Origin of the sequence: Thalassotalea sp. HSM 43 (assembly GCF_004752005.1) — a bacterium.
GTDB lineage: Bacteria > Pseudomonadota > Gammaproteobacteria > Enterobacterales > Alteromonadaceae > Thalassotalea_A.
Window position 1 is genome coordinate 401,560 of sequence record NZ_CP038493.1, and the last position, 26,056, is coordinate 427,615.

Annotated in this window: 25 protein-coding genes; 16 read left to right on the forward strand and 9 right to left on the reverse strand. The window is 41.3% G+C overall.

The features are described from left to right. Positions 1-5 precede the first annotated feature (5 nt). The 8 genes from nosR (at position 6) to E2K93_RS01855 (ending at position 11,373) form a co-directional block, all read left to right on the forward strand. Positions 6-2,138, forward strand: a complete 2,133-nt coding sequence (gene nosR, locus E2K93_RS01820) for a transcriptional regulator NosR (protein WP_135437446.1) — start codon at positions 6-8, stop codon at positions 2,136-2,138. A 48-nt stretch (positions 2,139-2,186) separates the two neighbouring features. Beyond that, entirely contained in the window at positions 2,187-4,076 is a 1,890-nt protein-coding gene (gene nosZ / locus E2K93_RS01825; protein WP_135437447.1) for a TAT-dependent nitrous-oxide reductase, read from the forward strand. A gap of 81 nt (positions 4,077-4,157) precedes the next feature. Then, positions 4,158-5,534, forward strand: coding sequence for a nitrous oxide reductase family maturation protein NosD (locus E2K93_RS01830; RefSeq protein ID WP_416316100.1), 1,377 nt, complete (start codon positions 4,158-4,160; stop codon positions 5,532-5,534). Positions 5,535-5,544: 10 nt separating this feature from the next. Continuing rightward, positions 5,545-6,504 carry an ABC transporter ATP-binding protein gene (locus E2K93_RS01835; RefSeq protein ID WP_135437448.1) on the forward strand — a complete coding sequence of 320 codons (960 nt, stop codon included), beginning with the start codon at positions 5,545-5,547 and terminating at the stop codon, positions 6,502-6,504. Position 6,505: 1 nt separating this feature from the next. After that, positions 6,506-7,321, forward strand: coding sequence for an ABC transporter permease (locus E2K93_RS01840; protein ID WP_135437449.1), 816 nt, complete (start codon positions 6,506-6,508; stop codon positions 7,319-7,321). After that, positions 7,321-7,815 carry a nitrous oxide reductase accessory protein NosL gene (locus E2K93_RS01845; RefSeq protein ID WP_135437450.1) on the forward strand — a complete coding sequence of 165 codons (495 nt, stop codon included), beginning with the start codon at positions 7,321-7,323 and terminating at the stop codon, positions 7,813-7,815. The genes E2K93_RS01840 and E2K93_RS01845 overlap by 1 nt, the downstream gene beginning before the upstream one ends. Positions 7,816-8,172: 357 nt before the next feature. Further along, positions 8,173-10,242: a winged helix-turn-helix domain-containing protein gene (locus tag E2K93_RS01850; RefSeq protein WP_135437451.1), complete on the forward strand. Its 2,070-nt coding sequence runs from the start codon at positions 8,173-8,175 to the stop codon at positions 10,240-10,242. Positions 10,243-10,458: 216 nt separating this feature from the next. After that, positions 10,459-11,373 carry a hypothetical protein gene (locus tag E2K93_RS01855; RefSeq protein WP_135437452.1) on the forward strand — a complete coding sequence of 305 codons (915 nt, stop codon included), beginning with the start codon at positions 10,459-10,461 and terminating at the stop codon, positions 11,371-11,373. Between the two features lie 205 nt (positions 11,374-11,578). Here E2K93_RS01855 and E2K93_RS01860 read toward each other — a convergent pair whose 3' ends face one another. The 5 genes from E2K93_RS01860 to E2K93_RS01880 form a co-directional block, all read right to left on the reverse strand. Beyond that, the gene (locus E2K93_RS01860) at positions 11,579-12,727 is read right to left on the reverse strand and encodes a GGDEF domain-containing protein (RefSeq protein WP_135437453.1); all 1,149 of its coding nucleotides are present in this window, start codon (positions 12,725-12,727) and stop codon (positions 11,579-11,581) included. 272 nt (positions 12,728-12,999) lie between these two features. Then, the gene (locus E2K93_RS01865; RefSeq protein ID WP_135437454.1) at positions 13,000-13,506 is read right to left on the reverse strand and encodes a hypothetical protein; all 507 of its coding nucleotides are present in this window, start codon (positions 13,504-13,506) and stop codon (positions 13,000-13,002) included. Positions 13,507-14,240: 734 nt separating this feature from the next. Then, on the reverse strand, positions 14,241-14,456 hold the full coding sequence (locus tag E2K93_RS01870) for a helix-turn-helix transcriptional regulator (RefSeq protein ID WP_135437455.1): 216 nt from the start codon (positions 14,454-14,456) through the stop codon (positions 14,241-14,243). Between the two features lie 2 nt (positions 14,457-14,458). Then, positions 14,459-14,920, reverse strand: a complete 462-nt coding sequence (locus E2K93_RS01875; protein WP_135437456.1) for a hypothetical protein — start codon at positions 14,918-14,920, stop codon at positions 14,459-14,461. 268 nt (positions 14,921-15,188) lie between these two features. Next, on the reverse strand, positions 15,189-15,917 hold the full coding sequence (locus tag E2K93_RS01880) for an outer membrane beta-barrel protein (protein WP_135437457.1): 729 nt from the start codon (positions 15,915-15,917) through the stop codon (positions 15,189-15,191). A 313-nt stretch (positions 15,918-16,230) separates the two neighbouring features. On the opposite strand from E2K93_RS01880, the gene E2K93_RS01885 reads away from it, so the two are divergent. After that, positions 16,231-17,721: a sigma-54-dependent transcriptional regulator gene (locus E2K93_RS01885; protein ID WP_135437458.1), complete on the forward strand. Its 1,491-nt coding sequence runs from the start codon at positions 16,231-16,233 to the stop codon at positions 17,719-17,721. A 51-nt stretch (positions 17,722-17,772) separates the two neighbouring features. On the opposite strand, the gene E2K93_RS01890 is transcribed toward E2K93_RS01885, so the two are convergent. Next, a complete protein-coding gene (locus tag E2K93_RS01890) occupies positions 17,773-18,096 on the reverse strand; it encodes a DUF962 domain-containing protein (protein WP_135437459.1) in 324 nt (107 codons plus the stop codon). Beyond that, positions 18,096-18,734 (reverse strand): GNAT family N-acetyltransferase, encoded by a 639-nt coding sequence (locus tag E2K93_RS01895; protein ID WP_135437460.1) that lies wholly within the window; start codon positions 18,732-18,734, stop codon positions 18,096-18,098. Before E2K93_RS01895 ends, E2K93_RS01890 begins: the two co-directional genes overlap by 1 nt. Before the next feature lie 236 nt (positions 18,735-18,970). Between E2K93_RS01895 and E2K93_RS01900 the strand changes: the two genes are divergently transcribed. After that, positions 18,971-19,201, forward strand: coding sequence for a DUF2789 domain-containing protein (locus tag E2K93_RS01900; RefSeq protein ID WP_135437461.1), 231 nt, complete (start codon positions 18,971-18,973; stop codon positions 19,199-19,201). A gap of 249 nt (positions 19,202-19,450) precedes the next feature. Here the strand turns inward: E2K93_RS01900 and E2K93_RS01905 are convergent, their stop codons facing one another. Continuing rightward, positions 19,451-19,822, reverse strand: a complete 372-nt coding sequence (locus E2K93_RS01905) for a DUF3192 domain-containing protein (RefSeq protein ID WP_135437462.1) — start codon at positions 19,820-19,822, stop codon at positions 19,451-19,453. Between the two features lie 211 nt (positions 19,823-20,033). Here E2K93_RS01905 and E2K93_RS01910 point away from each other — a divergent pair, with 211 nt between their 5' ends. Next, on the forward strand, positions 20,034-20,345 hold the full coding sequence (locus E2K93_RS01910; RefSeq protein WP_135437463.1) for a hypothetical protein: 312 nt from the start codon (positions 20,034-20,036) through the stop codon (positions 20,343-20,345). A 107-nt stretch (positions 20,346-20,452) separates the two neighbouring features. Here the strand turns inward: E2K93_RS01910 and syd are convergent, their stop codons facing one another. Next, on the reverse strand, positions 20,453-21,016 hold the full coding sequence (gene syd / locus E2K93_RS01915; protein WP_135437464.1) for a SecY-interacting protein: 564 nt from the start codon (positions 21,014-21,016) through the stop codon (positions 20,453-20,455). Positions 21,017-21,099: 83 nt separating this feature from the next. On the opposite strand from syd, the gene queF reads away from it, so the two are divergent. From queF to E2K93_RS01940, 5 genes are all read left to right on the forward strand, one after another. Continuing rightward, positions 21,100-21,945 carry an NADPH-dependent 7-cyano-7-deazaguanine reductase QueF gene (queF, locus tag E2K93_RS01920; RefSeq protein WP_135437465.1) on the forward strand — a complete coding sequence of 282 codons (846 nt, stop codon included), beginning with the start codon at positions 21,100-21,102 and terminating at the stop codon, positions 21,943-21,945. Between the two features lie 219 nt (positions 21,946-22,164). After that, complete coding sequence (ppnN, locus tag E2K93_RS01925; protein WP_135437466.1) at positions 22,165-23,514, forward strand: nucleotide 5'-monophosphate nucleosidase PpnN; 1,350 nt, start codon at positions 22,165-22,167, stop codon at positions 23,512-23,514. A gap of 21 nt (positions 23,515-23,535) precedes the next feature. Continuing rightward, the gene (gene xni, locus E2K93_RS01930; RefSeq protein WP_135437467.1) at positions 23,536-24,375 is read left to right on the forward strand and encodes a flap endonuclease Xni; all 840 of its coding nucleotides are present in this window, start codon (positions 23,536-23,538) and stop codon (positions 24,373-24,375) included. Beyond that, positions 24,376-24,780 (forward strand): DUF3192 domain-containing protein, encoded by a 405-nt coding sequence (locus tag E2K93_RS01935; RefSeq protein WP_135437468.1) that lies wholly within the window; start codon positions 24,376-24,378, stop codon positions 24,778-24,780. It begins immediately after the preceding gene. Positions 24,781-25,022: 242 nt separating this feature from the next. Next, entirely contained in the window at positions 25,023-26,030 is a 1,008-nt protein-coding gene (locus tag E2K93_RS01940; protein ID WP_135437469.1) for an isocitrate dehydrogenase, read from the forward strand. Positions 26,031-26,056: the final 26 nt, after the last annotated feature.

The following is a 26,056-nucleotide window of genomic DNA, read 5'->3' on the forward strand; positions in this document are numbered from 1 at the left end:
ATGTAATGGTCACTTTGAGGCATGCGAAATACCTGTTTGCACAACTATTCATAGCTTGTTTGCTAACTTTTGTAGTTTTTACCCCTAGCTATGCCGTTTTTGTTAGCCCGCCAAAAGAACCGCTGCCTCTAATCCAGCAAATATTTCCAGAGACCGCCACCATCAAAGGTAAATCAGGAGAGGTCCCTCATTGGGTTATTGAAGATAATGGGGAAATCATTGGCTACGCTTTTGAAACTAATGACATCAATAAAATACCAGCCTATTCTGGCGAGCCGGTGAATATGTTGGTAGCCATCGATAAAGACGGTAACTATCTGGCGACTAAAGTACTCGAGCATCACGAACCGATCATTCTCGCCGGTATCCCGGAAAGTAAACTGCATTCCTTTGTGGATCAATACAGCGGCCTAAAAGTCACTGATCGCCTCAAAGTTGGCGGTAACCAAAGCGAAAATATGATTCATCTCGATGGCCTATCTGGGGCAACGGTCACAGTAATGGTGATGAATGTCGCTATAACTCGCTCGGCAACCAAACTGACTCGACACTTAGGCATCATCAGTGCCAGCTCTCAAGTCATAGTGCCGATGGCAACCATTTTAGACGACGTATATCAACAATCTGACTGGCAAACCTTGGTCGGTGACGGTTCGATTCGCTCTTTGTATTTAGACCGAGCAACCGTTGATAAAGCGTTTGCTGGCACCGAGGCCGAACATATAGACGAGGCAAGCGCTGAACAAAAAGGCGATATGTTCACGCAGATTTTTTTCGCTCAAGCAAACTTGCCAAATGTTGGTAAAAACTTACTGGGCGAAAGTGAATACACTTGGCTTATGTCAACGCTAAAGCCTAGTGAGCACGCCATTATTTTATTAGGTAACGGCTATTCTTTTAAAGGTTCTGGCTATGTACGTGGTGGTATCTTTGACCGCATTCAAATTTTACAAAACGACAATGCTATTTCTTTTCGCGACCTTGATCATCATCGCATCACCGACATTTACATTTCAGGTGCACCGCAGTTTAAAGAAATGGACCTGTTCATTGTTCGCGAGCATTTTGAATTTAACCCTGGAGTCGATTGGCAGTTAGAGTTGCTAGTGCGCCGGCAACTGGGTGCAGTCGACAGCTTATTTACCAGTTTTAAAGGGGATTACCATACCTTAGATCAATACGTTGAAAGACCTCCGGTTATTGAACCAGAGCCAGAACGGACTTTAATAGAACAAGTATGGTACGAGAAAAATGTTGAAGTCATCGCCTTACTGGTTTTAATGCTGATTTTATTGGCAACCCTATTTTTTCAAGATATTTTGGTGCGACATCCAACATTCATGCATAACTTCCGACACGGTTTTTTAGTCGTCACTGTAGTGTTCATCGGCTGGTCATGGGGTGGCCAACTATCGGTCGTCAATGTCTTTACCTTCTTGCAAGCGTTTATGAGTGACTTCTCATGGGACTTATTTTTATTAGACCCGGTAATCTTTATTCTTTGGAGCGCCGCCGCGGTTACGGTGTTGTTATGGGGGCGTGCCGTTTATTGCGGTTGGCTGTGCCCATTTGGCGCCTTACAGGAATTAATCAATGTTTGTGCTCGTTACTTTAAAGTACCGCAGTATGAATTGCCATTTGCAGTGCATGAGCGCTTATGGGCAATCAAATATTTGATCTTGCTTGGCTTATTTGGCCTGTCCTTTGACTCGCTAGGACTAGCCGAGCAATTTGCCGAAATAGAGCCCTTTAAAACCACCTTTTTATTAAAGTTTGATCGCGAACTGCCTTTTATACTGTGGGCGTTGTTTCTGTTATTGGTCAACGTATTTTCTCGGAAAATGTTTTGCCGATACCTATGCCCACTTGGTGCAGCCCTTTCTACAGGTAATAGCCTGAGGTTATTCGATTGGTTAAAACGCCGCAAGGAATGTGGCCAACCTTGTAAAACGTGCGCCAAGGAATGTGAAATCCAAGCCATCCACCCTGACGGCCATATCAATATGCGCGAATGCCATTATTGTCTCGATTGCCAAGTAACCTATTTTAATGAACAAAAATGCCCGCCACTTAAGAAAATGGCCCGAAAAAAACAAAAAGATTTCGGCAAGCCAATAGCGGCGGTTGAAGTGAGCTAAAACCATGACGCAGTACAAACAAATTCATAATCCTTAATGGAGAAGACTATGAGCAATAACGAAAAAGACCTCAAAAGTGACGCAATAGAAAGCAAAGACAGACGTAAGTTTTTTGGTAAAACCGCGGCGATAGGCGCAGGCGCTCTGGCTGCACCGATGACAGCGGCAATGTTCGCCAATATGGCAACAGCGCAAGCAGCCGAAGCAAAAAACAGTCCTTTTGTTCACCCTGGTGATCTGGATGAGTATTATGGTTTCTGGAGTGGTGGGCATTCAGGTGAAGTAAGAATTCTAGGTATTCCTTCAATGCGCGAGTTAATGCGCATCCCAGTATTCAATACCGACAGTGCAACCGGTTGGGGTACGACCAATGAAAGTAAACGCATAAAGGGTGACAGTGCACATATTATGGCAGGTGATTCGCATCATCCGCATATGAGTATGCAAGACGGTAGCTACGACGGTAAATATGTGTTTATAAATGACAAAGCCAATACTCGTGTTGCTCGTATCCGTTGTGATGTGATGAAAACCGACAAAATGTTGTCGATTCCTAACGCTCATGCCATTCACGGTTTGCGCGTGCAAAAAGTACCTTACACAAAATACGTTATTTGTAATGGCGAATATGAAATACCGATGAATAATGACGGTAAGGAATCGTTAGAAGATGTCAGTACCTATCGCTCTTTATTTAATGTCGTTGATGCGGAAAAAATGGAAGTAGCCTTTCAAGTAATGGTAGACGGCAATCTAGATAACACCGATGCCGATTACGATGGTAAATATTTCGCTTCAACCTGTTATAACTCAGAAATGGGTATGAACTTAGGTGAGATGATCACCGCTGAACGTGATCATGTGGTGATCTTCAATTTAGCCCGTTGTGAAGCGGCCGTTAAAGCCGGCAACTTTAAAACCTATAACGGCAACGATGTACCGGTTCTTGATGGCCGCAAAGGCTCTGACTTAACGCGATATATTCCAGTTCCAAAATCACCGCATGGCCTAAACACCTCGTCAGATGGTAAGTATTTTGTCGCCAACGGTAAGCTATCCCCTACCGTATCGGTTATTGCTATAGCAAAACTAGATGATTTATTTGCCGACAAAATCAAACCTCGTGATGCCATAATTGCCGAACCAGAATTAGGCCTAGGTCCATTGCATACCGCCTTTGATAACAAAGGCAATGCCTATACGACGTTATTCCTCGATAGCCAAATCGCCAAATGGAATGTTGATGACGCGATTGCTGCCCACAACGGTGAGAAAGTAAATTATATTCGCCAAAAACTCGATGTTCATTACCAACCAGGTCATAACCATACCTCACAGGGTGAAACTCGTGACGCAGATGGCAAATGGTTGGTGTCGCTTTGTAAATTCTCTAAAGACAGATTTTTACCGGTCGGTCCATTGCGCGCTGAAAACGATCAATTGATTGATATCTCTGGCGATGAAATGAAGCTGGTGCACGATGGCCCAACATACGCTGAGCCCCATGACTGTATCATTGTCCACCGCAGTAAATTGAAGCCGAAGAAACTGTGGACCCGCGATGATCCAATTTTTGCCGATACTATAGCCATGGCAGAAAAAGACGGCGTTAATGTGATGACCGATAATAAAGTCATTCGTGATGGTAAAAAAGTTCGAGTCTATATGACCTCCGTAGCTCCTAACTTTGGTATGACCGAATTTAAAGTAAAATTGGGGGATGAAGTCACCGTTGTCGTCACCAACTTGGATCAAGTAGAAGATGTTACCCATGGGTTTTGTATGACCAATCACGGCGTACAAATGGAGATTGGTCCGCAAGCGACAGCCTCTATCACATTTGTCGCCGACAAGCCTGGCGTGCAGTGGTACTACTGTAACTGGTTCTGTCATGCGTTGCATATGGAAATGCGCGGTCGTATGTTGGTTCAAGCGTAATCATCCCCTCATGCGGCTCGACAATATGAGCCGCATAGGGGTTATACTTGTTTAAATAATAATAAATAAAGAGAGAATTCTTTGCTTTACTGTTGTCGCATTCTTTTGCTGATTATCATTACTGGTCTCGCTGTCACTGACGTGTGGGCTCAGCAATGGCATGTGCTGCCAAAAGATAATCTACAAAGCATCCTTGATCAAACTAAGGATGGCGATATTGTCTTATTGAGCAAAGCGACTTATAGCGGTAATTTTATTATTAATAAGGCCATTACCCTTATAGGCGCCCCTGATGCTAATAGTACTAGGACTGTAAGTGGCAGCGTCATCGATGCCAGAGGACAAGGGCACGCTCTGCACTTACAACATAGTAATATTCATCTTGAAAATCTCAGGATCATTAACTGGGGCGATGATTTAACCGAGCAAAATGCAGGCATTTACGCAGATCAAAAAAATCACACTATCACGATTAAGAATAATTACTTACAAGGTGATGGTTTTGGCATGTGGCTGCAAAACATTGAGCAGATAACGGTCGAAGATAATACGGTTATAGGTAACGACACATTGCGTTCGGCTGATAGAGGCAACGGTATACAACTGTCCAATGTAAAAAAAGCTCGCGTGAAGGGAAACAATATCTCCAAAACACGAGATGGGTTATATATTATCTCCAGTCAAGATAATGTCCTAGAACACAACACCATGCACAATCTGCGTTATGGTATCCATTATATGTATTCGCATAGCAATAAAGTACTCAATAACTTTGCCTTCAATACCCGTGCAGGATATGCGCTGATGAGTTCACGTCACTTAACCGTTATGGGTAACCGCACCCAAGATAGCGAAGATTACGGCTTTTTATTAAATTTCATCACCTACTCTACCATCTCCGACAACCAAATCGTCAACGTCTGGACCAAGCCTGAAAACAAAGTACTAGGTCGAGATGGCAAAGGTCTTTTTGTCTATAACTCAGCCTATAACACTATTGCTGACAACCTAATAGACACCACTGAAATAGGCATACATCTTACCGCCGGCTCTGAGCACACCGAGGTGTACAGCAACAGCTTTATTAATAATCCGACACAGGTGAAATACGTATCGAACAAAAAACAAGAATGGAGCAAAGACGGGCAAGGCAATTACTGGAGCAACTACCTTGGTTGGGATATTAATAATGACAACATTGGCGATGTTATTTTTGAGCCAAATGACGGTATTGATAAATTGGTATGGCAATACCCTGAGATGAAAATGTTGATGGACAGCCCGGCAGTTGTTATTTTGCGCTGGGTACAAAAACAATTTCCGGTACTAAAACCGCCGGGAGTTAAAGACAGCTTCCCACTAATGCACTCAAAGCATCAACCACAACGAATACTTAATAGCAAACCTGAACAATCACCTCGCTCACCTGCAGAGCCTCAACTGACAGCAAAGCCTTAGAAGAACAACTATGAATGAGCCACTGATTTCACTTAAAAACATAATTAAACGTTATCAAGGCGTAGTCGCCTTAGATGACGTTAGCATGATCCTCAATCAAGGCGAAATCCTTGGCTTGTTTGGCCACAATGGCGCTGGTAAAACCACAATGATGAAGCTTATTTTGGGTATTATCTCCCCTTGTCAGGGTCAAGTTAAGGTGTTGTCTAATCAACCCGATAGAAGTGATGCTTGGCCAATTCGAGCACAAATAGGTTATTTGCCAGAAAATGTCAGCTTTTATGAGCAATTGTCTGGCTTAGAAGTACTCACCTACTTCTCCAAATTAAAAGGCTATGATAAATCCATGGCGATAAATTTATTAGAGCAAGTTGGCATCAGCCATGCGATGAATCGGAAAGTAAAAACCTATTCAAAAGGTATGCGCCAACGCTTAGGGTTAGCTCAAGCGTTTATTGGCAAGCCAAAACTACTCCTGCTTGATGAACCAACAGTTGGCTTAGATCCTATTGCCACAGCCGAGTTTTACCAAACAGTCGAACAATTGAAAACACAAGGTAGTAGTATTATTTTATGCTCACATGTATTACGAGGCGTCGAGCAACATATCGATAGAGCAATGATACTATCAGCTGGCAAAGTACAGGCGGTTGGCAGCTTAACAACATTACGTCAGCAAGCAAATTTACCGGTGACGATTAAACCCGTTGGTTTGCAACAACAATTAAATAACCACCCTGAATTAGCGCAATACGTGCAATGCCATAGGGACAATAACAGCAAAAACAAAGTCACAAATAAAAATGGTGAGGCTACACTGCTGGTGCCTGAAGATAAAAAGATCGAGGTATTGAAACGTCTATTAGCTAATAACGACTTGCACGATTTGTCGTTGCAATCTGCAAGCCTGGATCAGTTATACCAACACTATTCGGCTCTAGCGAATCAAAGCAATCAGGAGCACAAATAATATGTCGATGTTTACGGTTGCTAGCAAAGAGTTCAAAGATGGATTGAGAAACCGTTGGTTGATTTCAATCACAGCAATTTTCACCATCTTATCCATTGGTTTAACCTACTTTGGCTCTGCTGTATCAGGAACCCTTGAAGTCGCGTCCCTGTCAACAACCATCGCCAGCTTAGCAAGTCTAACCGTGTTTTTAGTACCTCTAATAGCGTTATTAGTAAGCTACGATAGTTTCGTAGGCGAACAAGAAAGCGGCACTTTGTTGCTATTGCTCACCTATCCGCTGAGCAAGCCACAATTATTACTGGGCAAATTCATCGGTCAAGGCGCGATAATCGCGCTAGCAATTTTTGTTGGTTTTGGTAGCTGTGCATTTATTTTATATAGCCAACATAGCGACATCAGTATCCTTTATAGTTTTGCTATCTTTATTGCCAGTGCCGTATTACTTGGCTTGAGTTTTACCGCAATCGCTTATTTGATTAGCTTGTCGGTCAATGAAAAATCAAAAGCTGCAGGCTTAGCTTTGATTACTTGGTTTTTATTTGCATTAGTCTTTGATTTAGCACTATTGGCATTTTTAGTCGGTGTTGAACACGGTATCAGTCAACAAGGTTTAACAAAATTGATGATGCTCAATCCAGCGGATATTTTCAGATTGGTCAATCTTGCGGGCTTAGACAGCGCTGACGTACATGGCAGTGTCGCTTTGGCGGTTAACTCCACCATGTCACAAACATCATTATTTTCGGTGCTCGCCGCATGGATTATTTTGCCTCTGAGTTTATCTATTTGGCTGTTAAAGAAGAAAACATTGTAATGAAAACACTATATTTAACTTTATTCATGTTCATAGCCTGTTCGCTGTTGGTCGCTTGTGATAACACTAACCAACAAAAAATGTTACTCACTGCCCAAGCTATTGAAAGCGGTGATGAATGTCACTTATGCGGCATGTTAATCAGCGATTACTCTGGACCTAAAGGTCAATTATACCGCAGTGACCAAGGAGAAACGGTGCATAAATTTTGCTCTACTCGCGATCTATTCAGCTTTTATCTCGACCCAGAAAACACCCGCAACATCACTGCCATCTTTGTTCATGATATGAGTAAAGTACCTTGGGATGAACCAAATGATAGTTACTTTATTGATGCCAAATCGGCATGGTATGTTGCTGGTTCTAGTCAACAAGGTGCTATGGGGAAAACCTTGGCAAGCTTCAGTCAAAAACAAGATGCCATCGCCTTTAGCGACAAATTCGGCGGTGAGGTGATTGACTTTAATGCTATTGATTTCAACGCATTACGTTAAAGCGCTGTGTTGAAACGTTGTTTTATCGCTACAGAGAATGATCACTACTTTCATGCCAGTTTAAACGACGCAAAAGTGACACGCAGGCATACCTAATGCGATAAAACTGGCGCAATGACAATACTTTTCATAGTAACGGACATAGAGCACCAGAAATTCTCTGACATTTTACAATGAGCTAACCTACTTATAAGCAATGTTAAAGTTCATTAAAGAGCTCAATGATAAAACTTAACGAATTTGTAACAGTCTCCTCTGATCAGCCACAGAATTTGACTATGCTGCTGTAATATTTGTTAATTTATGTTAATTTGATGCCGAATTTTGAATTAGCAAAAAGTGCCTAGCAGTTTTCTTATGAGTGCAAACCAGACTTACTTTATCGGTGATTGTAAATTAGAAAGCCACACTATGTTGTTGAGCTTAGCTGATAAACAAATCAAATTGTCCGCCAAAGTATATGAATTACTTATTCTCTTTATAGAAAGTGAAAATCATATTGTTAGCACAGAGCTGGCAATTGAACAGGTATGGAATAATAACGAAGGCGTAGGTAAGCGCGGATTTCGCAATGCCACTTGGATGTTACGAAAGTCATTTAAAGATTTAGGTATCGAGCAAGACATCTTCCAAACGTTATCAAAAGTCGGTTATCAGCTAATGCTGCCGGTTAGCCAAGTTGACGACGAACCTATTGCAGCCCCAGCTGCACCTAAAAGCACCAATAAAGGCTTGTATGCCTTAAATGGCTTAGCGCTTATCGCCTTGGTTGTGGTATTGGTGCTATGGCCGTCAGAGCAAAAAGAGCAAACTGTCGCGGTTAACAATTACACCAGTTACGACAGCATTACTAATTTTGAAGGAACGGAAGAGCATCCTGCTGTTTCAAATACTGGCCAATATCTGGCATTTCAATGGCGTCGTGAAGGCTCCGGTGGTGAGCTCTATGTCAAAGATCTGACCAATGACGACAGCCCACTCAATTTGATCACCCATCAACAGGTAAACGAAGCATCACCGGCTTGGGCCAGTGACGACCAGTTATTAGCCTATGTGCGCACGCCTGGCGATAATCAATGTGAAATCCGCTTGCGCAAATTCTTAACCAATGCAGATACCGCATTAGTTGATGATTGTTATTACTTTCCATATCGACGTGTTTTGACTTGGAGTAATGGCAACAATGACTTTGTCAGTTATTCGAAAAACCACGGCACCAAAGTGGCGATCCACAGTTTAGAATTAAAAACAAAGAAGAGCACACAAATCACCAATCCACAAACCAATGAGGTCGATTACGCACCGCACTGGTCTGCTGATAACAAGCAAATGGTGTTTATTCGTGACAAAGGTGCGGTGCGCTTAAGTGATTTGATTTTGATAGATGAGAACCAACAAGAGCAAGTTATTCTGTCGAATAAAATCAGCATCATTGATGTCGATTGGGATCTGACAGAAAACACCTTATATGTCAGTACCTCAGAAGATGGCCGACTGACAAATTTGAGTATTGATCTTGAGACTGGTGAGCAAAAAGCAATCAGTAACCTTGGTTTAGGCAGTAATTTATCATTTAATCAGGCCAGTAAAAAACTGCTCTTTTCAAGTCATATTTCTAAAGAGTATGTTGCGCTTATTGATCTGAAGTCACAAAAAACCATTAAACGCATCTCGTCATCATCTCGTGATATGTACGCGCGCTATGTTGCTCACAAAAAAGATATTCTATTTCTGTCAAATCGCAGCGGCTATTGGTCTTTATGGAAGAAAAGCAACGCCGGTAGCGTTAACGTAACCAAGAGTATGGGTAACAGTTTAGTCCCCGCGGTGTCTCACAATGGTGAGCAATTTGCCGTTATCGTTAAAAAAGACAGTACGCCAGCGCTTTACTTAGGCGATACCAACACTTACAAGCTTAACCCTGTTGATACCAAAGGTCTTAAAGTTGATAACTTAAGTTGGTCAAGAGATGACAGTGCCATATATTTTGTCTCCAATAAAAACGATAACGTTGGTATTTACAAACTGACCTTAAGCACCGGCGATATTGAGCAAATTACCAATAGCGGTGAGCAGTACGCCATAGAAGGCGACAATGGCCAATTATTCGTTTCTCGTATTAACCGTGATGGTTTATGGCTATATGAACCAACGACTAAAGAATTCACCTTATTTACAGATGAGTTAGCGCAATATGATCATTCATCCTATTTTTATCAGGATAACGGCGTCTATTACGTTAATCGAACCTGGGATTCTGATCAGATCAAAAAGCGTCATTTAGATGGCCGCGAAGAAATCTTAATGACCTTCCCTGCGGACAGTATTCGTAAGCACTTTGGTATCTCAGCGGCGAAAGACGATACCATCGTCGCGACGCTTAAGATCACCAATGAGTCTGATATTGTCTCAGTTGCATTGCAATAATCGTTACCACAAGCTATTCAAATAAACATTATAAGTTATTGTTTATTAAATAAATTGACAAAATATGACAATGTTCAATGATGCAATTGCAGTTAATTTGATGTTAATTTGTCGAATAGAGCCTTGCCTCGCTAGTCCTTAATGCAGTACAACCCTATTGCCCCTTGCAATAATAATAAAAATATAGGGGCCGTTGATGTACTCAAGGAAAGCGATATGAAAATGAAAAAGAGTGCCATAGCAATTTGTGTTGCCGCTGCATTCTCTACAGGCTCGGTCATCTATGCTGATCATTTTGAGCTTGAGCGCGCAAATAACAATCTAGCCGACAATAATCTAGCCAAGAATGATCTAGCAAAGAATAGTCTAGCCGAAAATAACCTAGCTCAAAAAAGCCTAGATAAAAACAGCCTAAACGAAAACAACAATGAACTGAATAAACTGAGTGTCGCTGCCAACATTGTTAAGCAGACATACCCAGACTTAGAACCGTTGGAAATTAATGCGCTTATTGTTAATACTGCGGCAACCACTCAAGCCCTGAGTACAGGCAAACCGGATCCTCTAAAAGCATTAGCAAATGGCCAAGGTGTTGAAAATGTCAACGCGGCGATTGCCTCGCCACTGTTGGTTATGGAACTAGCTAGCAAGCAACCATTTATTCAGTTTGCTTTTGAAGACGTGAGTAACCAAGGGCATCTGCCTAAACGCATCGTTTTGCGCAATTTATCCGACTCAGCGCAAACCTATCAAGTGGGCCATCAATTACATACCACAGACGATGTAAAGAGCGCATTCAGTTTTGAGCACCCGAGCTCGGTATCTATCCCAGCAAACGCCTCGGTTGCAATCAACGTGGTTATGAACATCAGCCAAACCGCGCTATCACAGTGCTCAGTAATTGATACTGAAGCGTTGCTTACAGCCGGTCGCGAGTCAGCAGTAAAACCAAATGAACTGCATGGTTATTTTACTTTCCGGTCTGAAGGAAACCCGCCACTCCATTTACCATGGGTAGTAACAACCCGCGCAGATAAGCATGATAACGCACGTATGCTGGTGCAACGTTACCCATTGCGCCATGGCTGTAATCCAGATTTTGGCCGCTCACAGTGGCTGTCAGATGACTAAAGACTCATTGCTCAAGACTCATTGCTCAAGAATCATAAACAAATTAAACCGAACAGTTCGACGAACTGTCGGTAGCAGTTTAAGCCAAGCCCGGCTAGTGTAGTTCTCCCTTACATTTAGTGCTTCACCTAACGGGCTTGGTTTTCCCAATACATTGTTAATCGCCTTAAGATATTAATAGCGGCTCGAGATTAATAGCTTAACCTCAACTTGCAAACACCACTTTATTGCGCCCCATTGCTTTGGCTTGATACAACGCCTTGTCGGCCTGATTGATGGCGGTTTCAATGGATTCAGGCTGATGTTCAAAATTAAACACACCGAAACTGGCGGTGACATTTATCATGATACCGTGATAGTCAACCATTTGACTTGCAATTACCGCTCTAAGACGCTCAGCAACCCCTTGGGCACTTGCTCTATCGGCGCGTTTTAATAATATGACAAATTCTTCGCCACCAAGGCGACCAATAATATCGCTGCCTTTGATGTTTTTCTTCACCAACTTTATGGTATCCACCAGCACCATATCACCCGCTTCGTGACCATGGGTATCGTTAATGGCTTTAAAATTATCAATATCTAAATACAATAAACATACTTGCTGTTGCTCGTTTGTTGCTATTAAATCTTGCTGCGCCTGCTCGTAAAAGCCACGTCGGTTATAGCAATCAACTAATGAATCGGTCATTGCCAGTAAACGCATCTTTGCGGATAAATCTGAGGCGAGAATAAATACCACAAACAATCCCATGGCAATAAACGCCGCCGGCATAGTGACCAAGTTTATGATGTTATACCAGTTCCAATAAAAGGCATCGGTGTAGCGACCTTGCATCAATGCCATGCTAGCAGCGGCAACTTGCGATAACGCCATAAGAAAATAAGAAATTGCCGCACCTTTTTCTGCGGGTAGCGGCTTTGCACGATGTTTAAGAATAACAACACCAATGGCAAACAATAAGCTGACGTTAAAATAAAGGTATAAAGATTTACTTAAACCGGCATGAGGAAATACATCGGTAAATAGATACGTTGCCGCTAATACTACCAACGAAATATAAAACAAATAACGAATATTCAAGCGTGAGCGAGTACGCAGTATGTGCCCCCAGCTGCCTAAAATCACACTTTGTACTGATAAGGTACAAACAATCATCCAATAGACAGTATGAGAATCAAAGACAAATTGAAAAATATTAAAAGCGCGTTGCAGCAATAACACCACAAAGGCGAGTGCAAATAACAAAATATGCTTTTGTCTGCCCATAGTACGCCAGGCCATAAAAAATATAATGGCCAAGGTTAGACAAGCGATAAGTACGGTAATTTGGATGAGCAAAACAGAATTCATGTCGTATTATTTTTCTATTTATCGATATGTCGGTCTCGTTTGCTATTGATAATGAGTAATCAAAATCGTTGCCCAATGCAATACAACAATACAGATAACCGAGCTGTATTTTCCACCATTTAAAACAGAAGCAAGCGTGTTAGTCAATGCTGAAGATAAATCGGCATTGAGTTTTTACTATGGCTGGGGTGAGAAAAAACATAAAGTAGAGGTTTAACTAACGCTTTAAGTAACGCTTTAAGTAATGGCTTCAGTAACAGTGTAAGTCTTGATTAAGGGCGATAAATATATTCGTGAAAGCCGCCCCACTTTAGTTCTGGGTGACGATTTAACACGTAATCTAAAGACTCTTTTTGCACATGTTGCATTTCAATAAGCAAAATAAAGCTGCCGTCATCCAACTTTTGATGAATAAAATCCGAGTCAATATTGACACTGAGTTGTTCCAATAACGAAGAATCCGTTTGCCTATTCAATAGGCTAAAACCGATCATTGGTATCGCCATACACCAAAACAAAGTAAATAGCTTAAAACCAAAACTAAATGCCAATATCGCAATGGCGATAGCGGTAAAAATAGCAAACCAAAGAAAATGAGAGCCAAACAGTAAGGTACTGTAAAAGCTACCGGTAGCCGGCATAAAGGATTCCATAAAGTCTCGATTTTCATCATTCGAAACAATATGAAGTTGACTGCGATCAAAGCCTGATTGCTTTAGCTCTTTAATGGCAAATTGTATTGATTTCCTGTCATCACAGGCAAAATAGTATCTTTGCATAACATCCTGTCTTAACAATATAAGCCGTGTAACATTTAAGCGTAGATAAGACTTTGTACATTTGTCAAATTTAGCAGAACAGAAAACGCCAACATTGCTGATGACTTTATTGCTAAGTAGTAAAAAATTTGTCGAAAAAAAAGGAGCAACCGTATTGGTGCTCCTTCAAGTTATGCGTCCAGCGAACATCCTGTTAATTCTTCACGTCCTGTGATGAGTAAATCCCATTCCATAACATCAAATCCTTGATGTAACTTCCTTGATTTCATCCGTGCAGAATTCCTTTTCGGAAAGTCAGGCCATTCACTTGCGAGTGAACAAGTTAACTGGCACTGGGGCATAGACTTTCCCGTTCGTCACCGTCACTGGTAACAACTTGAAACATGCATCCTTGCCGGTTCACCTTGAACCTGAAATTACGTCCTTGAGGTGTCTATATTAACAATTCATTTACATCACAAAAGGCGTTAGCCCGTGTTTTTCTCAGCTTTTAAAAATTCACCAACGGCTTATTAGCAACAAGCCCAATAAAAACAACGGCTTCAGAGTTACAAGTAAGCTTAATCAAGGTTTAATTGCCGAGTTCTCGCACACTCACGTAAGATATGTCTTACAGCTGCAAAGGCAATTAGCAGAGTTGTGAAAATCGCTGCATAAGGCAAAAACCTTCATGTCTGGCAAATTTGAACCTCAATTATTTTTTCAATCTAGCAACTAGCAGCGAAGACTGCTCTTTAACTTTGCACTTGATAACTAAATACATCGGCAATTGACACACTAAACACATCTGCAATTTTAAAAGCCACCTCTAAAGACGGCGAATACTTGCTCTTTTCTATGGCGACAATGGTTTGCCTAGAGACATTAACCGCTTTAGCTAACTCTTGCTGCGTCATCTCATTGTGATGAAAGCGCAACACGCGAATATTGTTGGTTAATACTTTAGCCATACTTAAACACCTTTTTGGTAGTAATATAGCTGGTAAGAAAACTTTAATGTTTCTGATACAAGAAAACCGACAAGTAATACATTCAACACATTAAACCCTGTACTTAGGGTATCAAAGTAATAACGAGCATTTTCTAATGATGTTGCCCATAAACTAACTAATACGATGACAACCCAAGTACTTAGCATGTTGTAAGCAGCATTGCCGCCTTTTAAACTAATCAACACATCTCGTTCATCACTTTCTTGTTCAACTTCGCCCTTATTACTGAGCGCAGCCACTATGGTATGTACAGCGATATTCAGAATAATCAGCTGTAGAGCTGTCGAAAATAATAATGAAATAAAGCTGTCATCATTAAGTTGCTCTGTTGAATATAAGTTAGCAAATTCACTACAGTAAAAATAAACAATAAACACGGTTATCAGGAACTGGACCCAAACACTTTTATGAACAAATGACATATCTCTTTCCCCTTCAATCGATGTCAAATATATTTAACACCATGTAAGAATAGTTGGACTCGAGATCAATGTCAAATATATTTAACATGATGTAAGCTTTATCCGACTTTTAATCGATAGTCTGTTTTATTAAATGGGGAGTATATTGGGTCAATGTCGATGCGCTAGTCGCTTACCATTTATCCCGGTAAAGATAACAAACATTTCCCTATGCTCCGTAACTACTGACATTGTTAACCGTCAAAGCAGATACGGACAAATCAAGTCATTAAAATCGAAACATAAATTGTATTGAGGTATAACCCGAAGATATCTCTTCATTTTGATATTCAAATTTATATCGACTGTATGCCAAACCAATGCTACTTCCATCACCATAACGCCAATTAATACCGATGTTATAGAATGAGTCGTTACCACTGTTTTCTTCTATGGTTTCACCATCAATACACAATACCGAATCGTGGCAAGAGTCCGGTAATTTAAGTTCTGTGTCCCAGTAATGTACCCCTACCTTGGCGACTAATTCGACATTTTCATAAACAGGCAATTGGATGGCGCCAGCCAAGGTATACGAATAAAGTAACAATTCATTGTCATCGACAACTTCCGCAACACCGCCGAAACCGCCTAATTCCACCGAAAATAGCTTAGTGATTTTAATGCCAAAGTAATACTCGATGGCATAATCTTCATCAAAATTTTTTGCGTCGACCTGCCACTCACCAATACTCAAGCCAACGTAAGGTTGCCATCTTCTAAATTGCTCGCCTAGTTGTTCAGTGTTTTGAGGTTCTGTTTGTTGTTCTTGTGCAGCTTGACAAGTTTCAATAAAGCAGCCGATAGAAAATAACAAAATCAACACCAGCAATCGCAGGTAGGCTTGCGGTTTACCGTAATTTTTATCACTGACAATGACGCGGAAATATTTAAAACCTAACTGGGTTACTATGTGCCATTGCAATAAACAAACGTTAAAAACCTGCCAACTATTCATGACTCCTCCTAAAGATCTCACGCTGCTCAACACATTGGTTATGTCGAATTAAGATCTGTCTTGGTGTGGTTCTAGAGTCATTGCAAATAGTTGACCAAAAATTTAAACTATTGATTTTTAACCATTTAATTTCATTTTTAGGCACTAATGAAATTCTACAAATGTATTGCACAGAACAATTTTGCACATTGCACATACAAAATTGGTCGGTAAATGTTGGCTTTTTAAATTCTCCCATGCGGTAAAAATCAGTTAAGTACACTACACTTTCACCCATCAGGAATTGCACTTTAATGCAATAAAAGGAGGTTAAATGCAACATTTAACCAATCAGGAGTATTTGTTTTTTTCAAAGCTTATTCGCGCGGTGTTATCGAATCCGTTCTCTGATGACCGTGATATCCTTTATGGCGTCGTGTCGAAAAAATACCTGTCTGAATCGGAAAAAAACGCCAAAATCCACTTCTTTAAAAAGCTACAACCTCTGCTTAACGACCACTTAGCAAAGCTTGAGCAACGTCAATTGACACGGCTCGAGCATTTTGAAGGTATGGAAAATCGAGTCATGTATTTTGCCTTCATTATCACCATTTACCTGCAGTTTGTTGATGACTTTGACGCCTATATCGAGGTGCAATCACAAAAGACACAAAACAGTTTGTCTTTTAGCAAAGGTGCAGAAATCCTCGAACAGTTAAAACAACGCGGTTTTTGTCCAAAAGAATCAGTGCGATTGCTGGAGTTGTTATATCAGTTCCGACGCGGCTACTTATTTATCTTGCACGGCCTAGTTGGTCAAAGCCCTTGTATGATCAAGCTGCGCGCAAATCTATGGAATAACCTATTTACCTTTGATGTTTTAAATTATCATCAGAGTTTGTGGAACCAAATGGAAGACTTCTCACTGTTTTTAGTTGGCGAAACCGGCACAGGTAAAGGTTCTGCGGCAAAAGCTATAGGTCTATCCGGGCATATTCATTACGACCAACAAAGTCAGTCGTTTCGCGATCATTACCAAGATATTTATGTCGAATCCAACTTATCTCAATACGCCGAAAATCTGATCGAGTCGGAATTGTTTGGCCATAAAAAAGGTGCATTTACTGGTGCTTTTGACAATTACCAAGGACTGTTTAGTCGTTGCAAATTAAATGGCTTACTGTTTTTAGATGAGATTGGCGATATCAGCGAAAGCATTCAAATCAAATTATTGAAAGTGCTGCAAGAACGTACCTTTACCCCTGTAGGTTGCCGACAAGCAGAAGAGTTTCATGGTCGCATTATTGCCGCTGCTAACCAGCCACTGGCGCAATTGCGATACGATGGTAAAATCCGTGACGATTTTTACTATCGTTTATGCTCTGACATCATCGAAATTCCGCCACTTAGGCGGCGATTACAAGAACACCCAAAAGAGCTGCAATTGTTAACCAAAGCCTTGGTTAAACGTATTTGTCATGAGCCTAACCAAGGTATTGAACAGACAGTGCTTGATGCACTGAGCAAACACATCAAGCCCAATTACACTTGGCCTGGCAATGTACGGGAGCTAGAGCAGGCAATTCGACGCATTATTCTTCGCGGCAGTTACCATGGCGATCGCATACGCTTAAATACACAAGATCCGACCGAAACCTTGTTAGCGCAACTCGCTGATACCGGTCATGATTTGAAGAGCTTAAATGCTCGCTATTGTCAGATGTTGTATCAACAACTTGGCACCTATGATGCGGTTGCAACTCACACACAAATAGACAGGCGCACAGTCAAAAAATATGTCGATCAATTAAACGCTGAATCATGAGGGACTAGGGACTAACTATTAGAATTAGGATCAAGGCTTAAAAGTCAGGGGTTAGCGGCTGCGGCCTGTTAGGTAATATTTTATTTCTTGATAAAACATGACCCAATCCCCCATCAAGCTATAAAGTGGGTAGGTGAAGGTCGCAGGTCTGTTCTTCTCAAAAAAGAAATGCCCTACCCAAGCAAAACCATAGCCTATGACTGGCAACAACCACAGCAATTTATATTGGCTGGTCAAAAGTGCATAAGCTAAGGTAAACAACACCAAAGCACTGCCAGCAACATGTAATTTCCGGCAGGTGCGGTTTTTATGCTGCGACAAATAAAAAGGATAAAACTCTTTAAAGCTTTGGTACTGTTTGGGTTCGGTTGCCATTAGGATTCTCGATAATGCACCATCAAAGGTCCGGTAACTTGTCCAACGGTTATTTCCGTTAGCGTTTTATAATCACACTCTTTAAAGAACGCTTTGTATTTATCGGATGTAACGTAAATCACCACACCTTCACTGCTGCTATCGTCTTCTAAGGTGGCATTAACCGCCGCCATCAAATAATGGCCAAAGCCGTGGTGCTGATGTAATGGGTGAATTGCCGCAAACGAAAGGATATGAAAACGTTGAAATGGCACAGCATCAATGATCTGTTGCTCTTTTTGGATCATTTGCTTAGTCGATACATAACCTGCTGACAGCATCATTTTTAACCGCCAATGCCAGAATCTCTCGGATCCAAAGCCGTCGGTTGGGCTATGCAAACAGGCAACGCCAACTAAGGCTTCACCCTTATAGATCCCCAAGATAGGTTGATTGGCCTGCCAAAACGCCGCCAGTTCTTCACGAATCGCTGCTCGTAGTTTTTGTTCGTAATCGCCACTGCCGGTATCAAACAACTCGATAAAGACAGGATCATCGTGATATGCCTGATATATCAAAGAAGCGGCTAACTTAAGCTCTGGTGCGGACAAATAAGCTGCCCTAACATCAGAATCCGTTTTCACTTGTACGTCGTTCATGACTACCCCATAGTTTCATTATTGGCAATGTATTAGCTGGGTAATGCGCTTATTATATTTTTATTATCGATTACCTTGGTGCGATACATGCGTTTTATAACGTTGGAAAAATCACCATATCAAGTCAGGTGAAAGCAAGTCAAACAAAATATTGGTCAGTTTTTCTACATTATCTATACTGCTAATAGTTGCCAGTTTATTTGGCGATAGGCTGTAAGAACCTTGAGGGGATCGCTATGGATTTATCACAACATAATTTAAAAAACCTGTTTGCACAATTAGGTTTGGATAGCAGTGATGCGTCAATGAAGATATTTATTGAGCGTCATAAAGGCGTACCAGAGCACATGCATCTATCGCAGGCCCCATTTTGGAAGCCGTCTCAATCACGATTTATTGAGCAGGCCATTGAGCAAGATTCAGATTGGAGCGAAATTGTCGATGTACTCGACAGTATGTTGCGTTGATAACTCAAAGGCATAAAATTAAGCGCATTCATGCAATGCCATTAACCAAGTCATGATTTATAGGCTGTTCGGATGATGCTTACTTCGAGGTGCTTACTTAGAGGTGCTTACTTAGATGTTATTACTTAAAGGTAATTACTTAGAGGTAATGACTTAAAGATTAATACTTCGAGGTGATAGATGTGAAAAGGCCAATGCTATTACTACCAGCATTGGCCCCGTCAAAGCGCTTAGAATATTTACACAGCGTTAGATTTCTGAATAAGCGCTTTCCCCCCACGCTGCTAATTTGCCATCTTTAAACACCAATGGTGTACATTCATCTTTGGTAGTCATGCTGTCTGAATGCTTGCGATTGGTGCGATAAAATAATACTTGAATATTTTCGCCATCTTTTTCATACAATTCAGTGAAATCCGGTACACCAAGTAAATCTTGAGTCGCGCTATATTCCATGCCTACTTGTAAGCGAGCAATCTTTTTACGGTTTTCGTATTCACGCTCTTCATGATCCGCCAAGTGGCTAAAATCACCTTCGCCGTCGGTTGCAACAACGATACAACCAGATAAACCTAAAGACAGTGGTGCAACAAGTAATAAAGCAGCTAACGATTTTTTCATTTTATTTCTCTCTTGAATGTTTCGTTTTTAAGTCGAAAATTATTTTTTGATTTAGTTATTACAAAGCAAATAGGTTGCCAACTTTTTAAACCGTTGTTTTTAAAAGGTTTTGTTGTTTTAACAAATAATTTACAGGTGACAACGTTAGTCTATTTCGCTATTATTTTGTCAATTTGACAACTTTATTGAATTTATCATCAGACAGTGACCTATGGATAATCAACAACACATATATCAAGCCTGTACCGAGATTGCCAAACAAGGTAAGACTCCTTCGATTGCCTTAATCAAAGCTCGAGTAGCCGCGGGTACGCCATTAGCATTAATTATCAAAGGCTTACAGACTTGGCAGAAAAATCCAAAACTTGGCGAGTCAACGTCAGCAACGCCACAATCCGCGCCAGCAAAAGCCAAACCAATGGGCGATGATATTGAGCAACGTATTGCTAGTGCCATCCAACCATTGCAACAACAAATTGATGATTTAAAGCAGCAAATTGCCGAGTTAAAGGCGAAGAGCTAAGGGCTAAGGGCGAAGAGCTAAGAGCTAAGGGCTAAGTTCTCAAGGCTATAGACTCAGAACAATAGATTCAATGCTCAGGCCTCAACAACCAAGACTCGGCAAAGAGTCTATTGCTCGGCTTCTTGCTGACTGTAGCTCAGGCTAGCAATAAACTCTTGTAGGTTTTTCGCAACGAACTTGCTCGGCTCTAAGCCGACAGGTTCGGCCCATACTTCACCATTATCGTTTTTTATTACCAAGTTAATTTCTTCTTGATCGGTTACCGCAAAAAACAGCGTTTCTGCTTGTTGTAAACGACGTTTCATTAGTACATGACCAATCAAATTTTGTTGCAGTCGTTCAAAATCTTTGCCATTCCAGGCCAGCAATAACTCTAATTCCCCTTGCTCACAGCGACAAGGAATCGCTTCTGAATACACTGCCATAAAATATTCTTTGATATCGTTATGCAGCGTTAGTTCTAGCGCTTTTTCAACATTATCAAAGCTTAATTCATCTTCTATATCAACAGCTTGCCAGCTAATAAAGCCATCACCATCAATGGCACCTAGCTCACATGGAGACGGCCAATCGTCATCATGTTCGATGATTGGCAATTTAGCGGTTTTTTGTTGATGGAACTCTGCGTAGCCCTTGGCGAACTGGGCAAGGCTTTTTTGTAATGGACTCATGAGTTAAAATAAGCTTTGGTTACGACATTGTTAGTCGTATTATAGCGAACCCATTGTTTTTATTGCCATCAAAAAGTTAACTTATGTCAAAATATTCAAATCGTGATGAACTCAAATCATTGGTCCTTGGTAAAACCACCGACTACACCAGTGACTATGCGCCACATTTATTGCAAGCCGTTCCTCGTTCGTTAAATCGAGATGATTTGAACCTGAGCGGTGAACTGCCATTTAAAGGTGAGGATGTTTGGTATGGCTACGAACTGTCTTGGCTAAATAACAAAGGTAAACCCGTGGTTGCGGTTGCCGAATTTCGCATCCCGTGTACCAGTGATAATTTGATCGAATCAAAATCATTTAAGTTGTATTTAAACAGCTTTAATCAAAGCCGCTTTGCCCGTTGGCAAGACGTTGAGCAAACACTTGGCAAAGACCTAAGTAAAACCGCAAATGCCGAGGTAAGTGTGACTTTGTTTGCAGTGGACGACTGCCCTGCGTTGGCCATTAGCGATATTGATGCGGTTTGCATTGATGATTTGGATATCGACATCAATGATTATCAATTTGACCGCACATTATTGGCAAATGCCAGTGACAAAGGCGCAGTGGTTAGTGAACAATTAATTTCCCATCTGTTGAAATCCAATTGCTTGATCACCAATCAACCGGACTGGGGCAGCGTATATATCAGTTATCGCGGCAAGCAAATCGACAAAGAACAATTGTTACGTTATTTGATTTCATTTAGACAACACAATGAGTTTCATGAGCAATGTGTTGAGCGAATCTACACCGATATAATGGAGTTTTGCCAACCGGAATCATTAACGGTATTTGCGCGCTATACTCGTCGTGGCGGCCTAGATATCAATCCGTTTCGCTCAAGTGAGTTCGCCATAGCGCCACAAAACCGCACCTTACGACAATAGCATCAAAAGCTTTTTTAAGCGCCCTGCCACCCCTAAAATTGATAAATTTTATGTTTGCAAGCAATGACTTAACGAGTCATTGCTTGTTACAATTTTAATTTGCACTAAACTGATAAATAGACCAAGTTAAAACTTATCATAACGTCATAATTAGCTTGGCTTTTCGCGCTATATAACAATAGCTACTATTTTGCGCCAGTCGTATTTTAAGGGGTGCCTATGCAAATCGAATTGAACCCAGTCGGCAACATGTGTCTTCTTTCGCCACTTGAAGTGGATCTTCTCCAGCATTCTGCCAATTCAGAACTTTATCAGCTTTATCGCAACTGCTCGCTCGCGGTGTTAAACGTTGGCAGTACTACCGACGATGCTGAAGCCATTTACGAAACATACAAAGATTTTGATATTCAAGTACTTAAACGAGAGCGTGGCGTTAAACTACGTTTAATTAACCCACCAAGCCATGCCTTTGTAGACGGTAAAATCATCAAAGGTATTCAAGAACAGTTGTCGGCGGTGTTACGCGATATCTTATTTATCTCCAGTCGCTATTTATCACAACCTAAACCTAGGCCGCAAAGCCTGATCACCCATATTGTTTTTGACATTATCCGCAATGCCGATGCGATAAAGCTTGAAGCAGACCCGTCGCTTATCACTTGTTGGGGTGGTCACTCGATTAACCATGTGGAATACAAATACTGCAAAGAAGTCGGTTATGAACTGGGCTTACGACACATCAATATATGTACCGGTTGTGGCCCTGGGGCAATGAAAGGGCCAATGAAAGGTGCGACATTTGGTCATGCTAAACAACGTAATGACTCCGGTCGATATGTCGGTTTAACTGAGCCAAGCATTATCGCTGCCGAGCCGCCTAATACCATAGTCAATGAACTGGTGATCATGCCGGACATTGAAAAACGTTTGGAAGCTTTTGTGCGTTTAAGCCATGGCTTGATTATATTCCCAGGTGGTGCCGGTACCGCCGAAGAGTTGCTTTATGTGCTAGGCATTTTATTGCACCCAGAAAACAAGTTACAAAAATTACCGATTGTATTAACCGGCCCTAAAGAAGCGGCGCAATATTTTGCCGATTTAGACAAATTTATTGGCGAGGTGTTAGGCGCTGAAGCGCAAAACCTGTACAGCATTATTATTGATGATCCTGAGCAGGTTGCCCAATACCTAAAAGATCAGGTTAATTCGGTGATCAGTTACCGCAAAGCAGTCGGTGATTCTTATCACTATAACTGGACCTTAGAAATTGAAGCGCAATTTCAACAACCATTTGAACCAAGTCATGACAATATGGCGGATTTGCGCATCAACAAAGATATGCCGGTAAATGAGTTGGCAGCGAACTTACGCAGAGTGTTTTCAGGCATAGTGGCGGGTAATGTAAAACCGCAATGGGTGCGAAATATTCGCCAACATGGCCCCTATGAAATATCCGGTGACAAAGAAATTATGACACACATGGATAACCTGTTATCATCATTTGTTAAACAACAACGGATGAAACTGCAAGGCGAATATACGCCGTGCTATAAAATAGTTTCTCAATAACACGGATATTAAATAGCAACAATGCAAGCTCATTTAGTTCTTATCGATGCAATGAACCTGATCCGCCGTATTTACGCGGCTCAGGAGCGTCCTTATGCGATGCTAGATCAATTGTCAGATAAGACGTTAGCGCAAATAATTCATAATACTAAGGTACATACCAACAGCGCTTTACAAAAAATACTCAGTCAACACCAACCCACTCATGCGTTGGCGGTGTTTGACGGTCAAGGGCAATGTTGGCGTCATAAATTATTCGCGGACTATAAAAAAGGTCGCAAGAAAATGCCAGAGCACCTGGCCAACTCTCTTGCTGATATGCAAGACAGTTTTTTAACCCATGGTGTCGATTCACTCGAGTCTGAAAGTGATGAAGCGGATGACTTAATCGCCACATTGGCGGTAAAAATGGCGATAAAAGGCCAAAACACTACGATTATCTCCACCGATAAAGGCTTTTTACCGCTGCTTGGCCATCATATTAAAGTGTATGATTATTTTAATAAGCGTGACTTTGATGATGACTATGTCAAAACTAAATTTGCCGTAAACACGGAACAATTAATCGACTATTGGACTCTAACCGGTGACACCACAAATAAAATACCAGGTGTTCCGGGCATTGGTCCTGTTACCGCAGTTGAACTGCTTGGTAAGTATCATTCATTAAGTGGCATTTTGGCGGCAACGGATCTTAAGATTTCGATGCGTAAAAATTTGCAAGAACACGAAATGCAGATCAAACTTTATCAGCAGTTGTTAACATTGAAGAAAGATATACCTTTAGGGTTTAATCTGAAAGATATTCGTTTGCCAGTAAACAATAATGCAAACGATGTAGTAGCTAATCAGGAAGCTTAAATGAACAGTAAAGTTGTCATGTGGATAGCCTTGGCAATGGGACTCTACGGAGCCTTTGCCTATGGTCTAATACATTATTATGAAGACGATGATCAATCCGCTCAAATGCAATGGGATGAAAAAGAAGGTTATAACCGCCAATACATCGCTAAATTGCAACTCGAAAAGGTTGATTTAGACACCATCCTTTTGGATATTGGTAGCCCCGATATTACCGAAGCGAAAAAAGTTGAAAGCGATAACTATCAGATCACCTTTTATCGTACTCAGCATCGCCACTCAGATGGTAAAACAACGCAAGATGAGTGTACGGCGTTATTATTTAAAAATGGCAGTTTAATTGGCATAGGTGAAAGCGCCTACAACGATTATAAGAGCTATGTCGCCACTTTTGACAATCAATAACGACAAAATAATCAATGTGCGTGAGTTTACGTAACTCGGACGATATTTGTCATTTTACTACAAAAAGGCACTATATTGACGATAAAACCGCCTAATTCATCGCCATTTGCCATTCTAACTAGAAATATTACGTCATTTTTGATATAAAACCGCCATTAAATATAGGCGGTTTTTTTATATCTGTTGCTCGCGCCACGATTTTCAATAAACCGATATCCCTCTCTCGATTTAAGGCAAGACCCATGACAAAACAAACAATCACAGTGATCCCAGGTGACGGTATCGGTCCAAGCATCATCGATGCGTGTATAAAAGTATTGGACAAAGCCGGGTGTAATTTTGAATACGAATTTGCCGATGCCGGCCTTACCGCATTAGAAAAGCATGGCGAGCTGGTTCCTGAGCAAACATTAGAGTTAATTGAAAAAAACAAAATTACCCTTAAAGGCCCGTTGACGACACCTGTCGGTGAAGGCTTCACGTCGATTAACGTCACCTTGCGTAAGAAGTTTCAGTTGTATGCCAACCTACGCCCAGTATTGTCTTTCAAAGGCACCCGTGCTCGTTATCAAAACATCGATATTTTAACCATTCGTGAAAATACCGAAGGTATGTACTCTGGTTTGGGCCAAGTTGTATCAGACGATGGTGAAACCGCTGAAGCGATGAGTCAAATTACCCGCGAAGGTGCCGAGCGCATCGTTGAATTTGCTTACCAAACAGCGCGCAAAGAAGGCCGCAAAAAAGTAACTGCGGTACATAAAGCCAACATTCTAAAATCAACTTCAGGTTTGTTCTTAAAAGTAGCACGAGAAGTCGGCGAGCGTTATCCTGATATTGAGTCAGCGGAAATGATCGTTGATAACTGTTGTATGCAATTGGTGATGAACCCTGAGCAATTTGATGTGATTGTAACCACCAACTTATTTGGTGATATCATCTCTGATCTTTGTGCAGGTCTTGTCGGCGGCTTAGGTATGGCCCCAGGTGCCAATATTGGTAAAGACTGTGCCATTTTTGAAGCGGTTCATGGTAGCGCCCCTGATATCGCTGGTAAAAACCTTGCCAACCCATCATCGGTAATACTAGCGTCTATTCAAATGCTTGATTACCTTGGTATGGCTGAGCAAGCAACGAAGATCCGCAATGCCTTAAAAGAGGTTATTGAATCCGGTGATCGCACCACCCGTGATTTAGGTGGCGAGCACGGCACCACAGACTTTACAGACGCCTTGTTAGAACGTTTGTAATCGCCCTGGTTAGACGATTAGCATTA